Annotated in this window: 6 protein-coding genes and 1 tRNA gene; 3 read left to right on the top strand and 4 right to left on the bottom strand. The window is 46.0% G+C overall.

Going from position 1 to position 6,468, the window contains the following annotated elements:
- On the bottom strand, window positions 1-464 hold a 464-nt coding region (locus COT43_08350), incomplete at its 3' end, for a hypothetical protein (protein PIS27865.1).
- A gap of 48 nt (window positions 465-512) precedes the next feature.
- Window positions 513-1,163 carry a hypothetical protein gene (locus tag COT43_08345; protein ID PIS27864.1) on the bottom strand — a complete coding sequence of 217 codons (651 nt, stop codon included), beginning with the start codon at window positions 1,161-1,163 and terminating at the stop codon, window positions 513-515.
- Between the two features lie 473 nt (window positions 1,164-1,636).
- Here COT43_08345 and speD point away from each other — a divergent pair, with 473 nt between their 5' ends.
- Genes speD through COT43_08330 form a run of 3 tightly spaced genes read left to right on the top strand, consistent with a single transcriptional unit; the run spans window position 1,637 to window position 3,935 of the window.
- Window positions 1,637-2,032 (top strand): adenosylmethionine decarboxylase, encoded by a 396-nt coding sequence (speD, locus tag COT43_08340; GenBank protein ID PIS27863.1) that lies wholly within the window; start codon window positions 1,637-1,639, stop codon window positions 2,030-2,032.
- A 15-nt stretch (window positions 2,033-2,047) separates the two neighbouring features.
- Window positions 2,048-2,932: an agmatinase gene (speB, locus tag COT43_08335; protein ID PIS27862.1), complete on the top strand. Its 885-nt coding sequence runs from the start codon at window positions 2,048-2,050 to the stop codon at window positions 2,930-2,932.
- Window positions 2,919-3,935, top strand: a complete 1,017-nt coding sequence (locus tag COT43_08330; GenBank protein PIS27861.1) for a deoxyhypusine synthase — start codon at window positions 2,919-2,921, stop codon at window positions 3,933-3,935. Before speB ends, COT43_08330 begins: the two co-directional genes overlap by 14 nt.
- A gap of 140 nt (window positions 3,936-4,075) precedes the next feature.
- Here the strand turns inward: COT43_08330 and COT43_08325 are convergent, their stop codons facing one another.
- Window positions 4,076-5,908: a DNA primase gene (locus tag COT43_08325; protein ID PIS27860.1), complete on the bottom strand. Its 1,833-nt coding sequence runs from the start codon at window positions 5,906-5,908 to the stop codon at window positions 4,076-4,078.
- Between the two features lie 250 nt (window positions 5,909-6,158).
- Window positions 6,159-6,235: transfer RNA gene (locus tag COT43_08320), tRNA-Met, on the bottom strand.
- Window positions 6,236-6,468 lie beyond the last annotated feature (233 nt).

The raw sequence follows: 6,468 nt of genomic DNA, 5'->3' as shown, positions 1-6,468 counted from the left end.
AAATCCGTCGAAACTAAGGTTCCGTAAATCATTTTATTATCGGCAATCCGTTTCTTCAGCGAGTCGATTTGGGATTCGGTTTTAGGAAATTCTACAATAAGTTCGCGCACTTCGAATCCGTCCACTGTTCCCTGAACATCTGGAACATTCGTAATCGAAATGACCTGGTCGACCGTGGCGAGTGTTTCGATCTCGGCCGTCATGGCCTCGATTTTTTCAAGCGTTCCCGGCGAAAAGATATTTTCCGATGTAAGTGAAACGACGACCAGATCATTCCCGCCGAATGTATCTTCCATCTCTTTCATGGACGTAATAATCTCGAAGTCCTGCGGCATGAGCGCCTTGACGTCCGGCTCGAGTTGTAATTGCGGGATATTCCAACCCATCAATAACGTCAGCAGAATACTCACGGCGATAATCGTCCGTGGATATTTCAGATCGAATTCGACGATTGCCTTAATCATTCTTCATTACCACGATGGAATCGATGTTTTTTAACTGATCGGACTATATCAACTATTTGTCTCATTTTTCACTAACCTGTCGATGTCAAAATTCGTGTTTTTGTTTAAAATGCCATTCATTGTCAGGTCGATATATAAGCCGATCGTGTCAGCGATCGAATAGGAAGAATTGAGAAAAAATTCCGGCTGAAAGACGGATTCTACCGACTTCAGGATGAGCGCGATCGCAAACCGGACATCGATGTCGTTACGCACGAATCCTAATTGCTGGGCTTTCTTAAAAGAACCGAACAACGTTGTAACAATCTCTTCGCGGAACGCCTCGATCTTTTTCCAGACTTGCGGATAGTGAATCTTAACGTCGTAAATCGTTTGTGGATTCATTACGCAGAAATGTTTATAAACCGCCCTCACGACGAGAACGACGGCGTTCAGCGGTTGTTTATCGTCCGGCTGAATGGCACGGACAGTGGCAAAGATTTTATCGTAGTGGTAGAGCAATATAAATTCGATGAATTTGTCTTTTGTCGGAAATCGCTTGTAGATCGTCTTTTTGCTGATATGCAGGTCGGCGGCAATTTTCTCGACAGACAGATTGCGGAATCCGGACGCGAGGATTTGGCTTCGGGCATATTCGATAACAGAAATCATCTTTCCGCTGATATTTTCTAACTCCGATGGAAACGATTTTTGTTTCATACGTTTCAATTTTAATAACTCAAAAGGAAAAAATCAATAGTTATTCTTAAATAGGAAAGGAGTAAAGAGAAATATCCCAATATTTACACACTTCTCTCCTGACATGTCAGAATCACAGCTTGCGCTGATTCAAACTTGAATAACTTTTTCTTTGTACGGTTATCAAGTTTTCACTACACTTTCCATCGCCGGCGCCATTCAAAAAAACCTTCTTCCAGCAAGTCATGATGTCTCGAGATTTCTTTTCGTGGTTAAAATTTTCCCGCACCTCGATCTCAAACGGCAATTCTCCTCAGTATAACAATCAGCCATTCTTCACCATAAAAAAATGTTTGAATTAATCAAAAATATGCCGTATAATAGCGGGCTTTTTTCCGTTATGAACTGATTGATTTTTCCGATTCAGTTGGAAATCCGCTTTAGCGGGACGGAAACATGTTGTTGATAACTTTTTATAGGAGGGTTTATGCGAAATGGAAAAGCAAACCTATGGATACGGACCTCACTTAATGCTGGATTTGAATGAATGCAACCCCGAAATCTTAAATGATCTCGAAGCCTGCTTCAAACTCTTATTCGACCTCCCACCCAAAATCAAAATGACAAAAATCACCCAACCGTATGTTTTCCGGTACGATGCAATCGATCCGGAAGAGAGCGGTATTACGGGCGTCGTCATCATCGCGGAGAGTCACATTTCAATCCACACTTATCCCAAGAAGAATTTTGCTTTTGTCGATCTCTTTTCTTGCAAGCCTTTTGACACGGATATGGCGAAGAATTACGTTGTGAACTTCTTCCAATCCAAGTCCGTCAAGTCTTTCGTTCGCGAAAGAGGCGAGGATTTCCCGGTATCGACAAAAGTCTAACCTGATCATAAACCAATGACATACAAATGCTCTACCGGTGCTTTCTGCGCACTCAGCGAACCCTATTGTAATTATGATAACGCCAAGATTGTTATTCTGCCGATTCCTTACGACGACACATCAACTTGGCAAAAAGGCGCCGATGAAGGACCCGAGGCGCTGATCGACGCTTCCGGCTATCTGGAACTCTACGACATCGAAACCAATTCGATGGTTTACAAACAGGGAATTGCCACGCTGGAACCGGTCGTTTGTCCCAAAGAACCCAAACTGATGGTAAACGCCGTTTATAAGACGGTTAAAGGGCTATTAAAGGATAAGAAATTCGTCGTCGGTCTCGGCGGCGAACACACGATCAGCATCGGAATCGTTAAAGCCATGGCGGAGCGTTACAAGGATCTGACCGTTCTGCAATTTGACGCACATTCCGACTTGCGCGAATCTTACCACGGAAGCCGATACAATCATGCCTGCGTCATGGCGCGCGCACATGAATACGCCAAAATCGTTCAGGTTGGCATTCGTTCGATGGACATCAGCGAACTTGGCATCATGGACAAGAGCCGCGTTTTCTTCGCGCACGATTTTTACCGCACGGAAAATATCATCGAAAAAATTGTCAATCTGTTGACGGACAACGTCTATATCACAGTCGATTTAGATGTGTTCGATCCGTCATCCTTTCCATCGACAGGAACGCCCGAACCCGGCGGCTTGGGCTGGTATGATGTATTAAAAGTCATCCAAGCCGTCGCCGGAGCGAAAAATATCGTCAGCATGGACGTCAATGAACTGATGCCCAGCCCGGCAAACCGCGCTCCGGATTTTGCCGCCGCCAAACTGATCTACCGAACGCTTAGCATGATTTTTTCAGGAGAAAAAAAGAATGAAAAAAAATGACTACCTCCAGAAGACCATTCAGCACATCGACGTCAAATCGTTTGACGCGCGACCGATCATCGATTCTTATCGCGGCATGGCGTTTCAGGCTCGGAATCTCGCTGTCGCGGCGGACATTCTGAACCGCATGTTGAAAGACAAAGATTGCAATGTTATTCTAACGCTGGCGGGCTCACTTTTTAGCGCCGGGCTCAAGAATGTCGTCGTCGATATGATCGAGGCAAACATGGTTGACGCAATCGTCTCAACCGGCGCAATTATCGTTGATCAGGATTTCTTCGAAGCGCTCGGATTCAAACATTACATCGGAACACCATTTGTTCATGACAGCGAACTCCGCGATCTCGCTATCGACCGGATTTACGACACCTATATCGACGAAGACGAACTACGGATTTGCGATGAGACAATAGCAAAAATCGCTAATTCCCTTCCGCCGCGACCGTTTTCCTCCAGAGAATTCATCTTTGAAATGGGCAAATATCTCGAGAAGAACGGCGTGAAGACCGACAAATCCGTCGTCTTTTCCGCCTACCAAAAAGAGATGCCGATCTTCGTGCCGGCTTTTTCAGATTGCTCGGCAGGTTTCGGACTAATTCATCATCAATGGAATAAAAAAGGCGACATGCTGACGCTCGACTCGGCGCGCGATTTCCTCGAACTGACGAAGGTCAAGATCGCTACGAAAGAGACTGGCATTCTGATGATTGGAGGCGGCGTTCCGAAGAATTTTACACAGGATGTTGTCGTGGCGACCGAAGTTCTCGGCGAAGATAAACCGATGCACAAATACGCCATTCAACTGACCGTTGCCGATGAACGTGACGGCGGACTTTCCGGTTCGACGCTCAAGGAAGCCAGTTCATGGGGAAAAGTCGATACGACTTATGAGCAAATGGTTTACGGTGAAGCAACCATTACAATGCCGCTGTTGATCAGCGACGCTTATCACCGAGGATACTGGATAGATCGCCAACCGGCGCGGTTCGCCCGGCTTTTCTGACCGGAATTTATCTCTTTATCCAAATAAAATCACCAAATGTGTCGATTAGCAGTCGACAATTTTATGGCAATTTTGTCGATTAGAAATTGACAGCAGGTTGCTCGCCAGTTATAGCCACTTAAACAGCAATGGCTTTGATTTTATTCCGCGATCGCGGTGAACAAATGCTCGATCTCTTTGCGCTTGCGCCGAAGATTGGAGAGTTCGATGATGAGTTTTTCCGTATCTTCTTTGGCTTTTTCGGCGACTTTGATGCGCTCGCGAAGTTGCTTGATCTGCTGTTCGGTTTCAGCGGCAAGTACAACAACGATGCAGTCTTTAGCCGTTCGCTGAAGATCGATGTCGGCGCTTTCCTCTTTTAGATGCTCTGCTTCAAACAGGAGCCGTGAGAGATAAAATTTTTCCTGTTCCGTCCATTCGTCATCGAAAAGCGAAGCCGGTTGAATAGACTTAGTATCATCCAAACGCGCCACGATCCGCGAATAGATTTTTTTTAAAATGGCGTGGCTAAACTGTTCCGGTTTCAAATAAGCGGTGACAATCTCCCCAAGCGGCGGATTATCGGTCAGAATCAATTTTATCAATTCGTACTCGGCTTTTTCGACCGGTGATTTCAGTTGGATTGTTTTCTCTTCCACCGTATCCGGTTTCGAGGAAGAAGTTCCATAGGCGGCCTTTTGTCTCTGAACAAAGCGGATTTGGCTGTTGATGAGTTCTTCGCTGAGACGAAGCCGGTCGGCGACCTGCTGAACAATCAATTCGCGCGTCACCGGATTCCTGATCTCGATCAGTTCTGCGACGATCTTTTCAAGGAACAGCGTTTTGGAAGCGGGCGACGTCAACTCCGACTGGTGACGATTGATGTAAAAAGTGATGAAATCCGGTGCGTTTTTGTAGAGCAGATTAAAATCGGTGACGGAATGCGTCCGGAGATAAGAATCTGGATCGTCTTCCTGCGGCAGGGAAATCGCCTTCACGTCGAGTCCTTCTTTCATCAGGATGAACCCCGCGCGTTCGGTGGCATTTTGTCCCGCCTCATCGCCGTCGTAACACAACACAGTTTGGCTGGTGAATCTTTTCAGCGCTTTGGCGTGATGAAACGTCAGCGCAGTACCGGAACCGGCGGCGACATTTTGAATTCCGGAAGTGTACATGCGGAGAAAATCGGTGTAACCTTCAACGATCACCGCGGCTCCGAAACGCTGAATCTGGTCTTTGGAATAAAATAGTCCGTACAGGATGCCGCTCTTGAAATAGATCGGCGTCTCGGCGGAGTTGATGTATTTCGCTCCCGAAGCTTCGGGATTGGCGTCCATTGTTCTGCCGCCGAAAGCGACGACGCGCCCGGCAAGATTATGAATTGGAAATATGATGCGGTTCCGGAAACGATCGTAGAACAGCGTTCCTTCTTTGCGAACGAACAAGCCGGATTTTTCCAGAACGCCGGGTGAAAATTTGGCGGCGTCAACTTTCCGAAACAGGTTTTCCCAATCATCGGTGGCGAATCCGATCTTGAACTGTTTGATAATCTCCCGACTGAATCCGCGTTGAATTAGATAATCGAGTGCGGATTTTCCTTTTTCGGAGAAAATCTGCTGATGGTAGAGATTCATCGCCAGATCGTGCAATTCGTAAAGCAACGCGATCTCGCCCTGTTCGCGGTCTTCGCCGGTCTCTTCCCAATCGATGCGGATATGATAGCGGTCAGCAAGGCGTTTGAGCGCTTCGATGTAGTCGATCTTTTCATATTCCATGATGAACGTGATCGCATTGCCGCCTTTTCCACATCCGAAACAGTGAAAGATGCCCATCGATGGGTTGACGCTGAACGAAGGGGTTTTCTCTTCGTGAAACGGACAAAGTCCAAAGTAGTTGCGTCCGCGCTGGCGCAGTTGAACGACTTCCGAGACAACTTCTAAAATGTCAGCGCGGGCTTTGATTTGTTCGATCGTCGCGTTCGGTATTCGAGCCATAGCAACAGGTAATTTAATCGACCCGCCCGCAAAGTGAAGGAGAAATTTTGACAGAATTAAAGATTGAACTTTACCACTGATGGCTTAAGCCAATTGCTTCTTGAAATAGTTCTATGTCTTTCATAGGATAAATTTTACTAAACTGATTCAATTATTCAACCATCTCCCCTCACAAAATAGCGAAGAACCAAAGTTTTTAAGCAAGCATCCTCGCTTCTCGGAAGAGACAGGCAAGAACTATGATTAAAATTAGTAGCGGAGCAGGGATTCGAACCCCGGACACGCGGATTATGATTCCGCTGCTCTAACCAACTGAGCTACTCCGCCTTAAAAATAGCGGCGGAATTTAATAACAATCCGGACTTAATACAAACCCAATAGTAAATACTTGATAACTAGCATGACATCGCTAACACATTTACTAGCACAACATCGTTTACACTTTAATGGTCAATCTGTAGCAGGGCATCGTTTACAGATTCGGAAAAAATGTTCAATTTCCAGTCAAAAAGAAGAGGCAGGAAATTGGATACAAAGGAACTTAGGAAACAGGCTATTTT

The organism is Candidatus Marinimicrobia bacterium CG08_land_8_20_14_0_20_45_22 (assembly GCA_002774355.1).
Classification (GTDB): domain Bacteria; phylum Fidelibacterota; class UBA2242; order UBA2242; family UBA2242; genus 0-14-0-20-45-22.
Note: the sequence above shows the minus strand (reverse complement) of the source record. Positions and strands in the feature narration are given on the sequence as shown.

Coding starts and splice junctions, on each gene's coding strand:
- COT43_08325 (PIS27860.1), bottom strand. CDS start 5,908: ATGGCTCGAATACCGAACGCGACGATCGAACAAATCAAAGCCCGCGCT.
- COT43_08345 (PIS27864.1), bottom strand. CDS start 1,163: ATGAAACAAAAATCGTTTCCATCGGAGTTAGAAAATATCAGCGGAAAG.
- speD (PIS27863.1), top strand. CDS start 1,637: ATGGAAAAGCAAACCTATGGATACGGACCTCACTTAATGCTGGATTTG.
- speB (PIS27862.1), top strand. CDS start 2,048: ATGACATACAAATGCTCTACCGGTGCTTTCTGCGCACTCAGCGAACCC.
- COT43_08330 (PIS27861.1), top strand. CDS start 2,919: ATGAAAAAAAATGACTACCTCCAGAAGACCATTCAGCACATCGACGTC.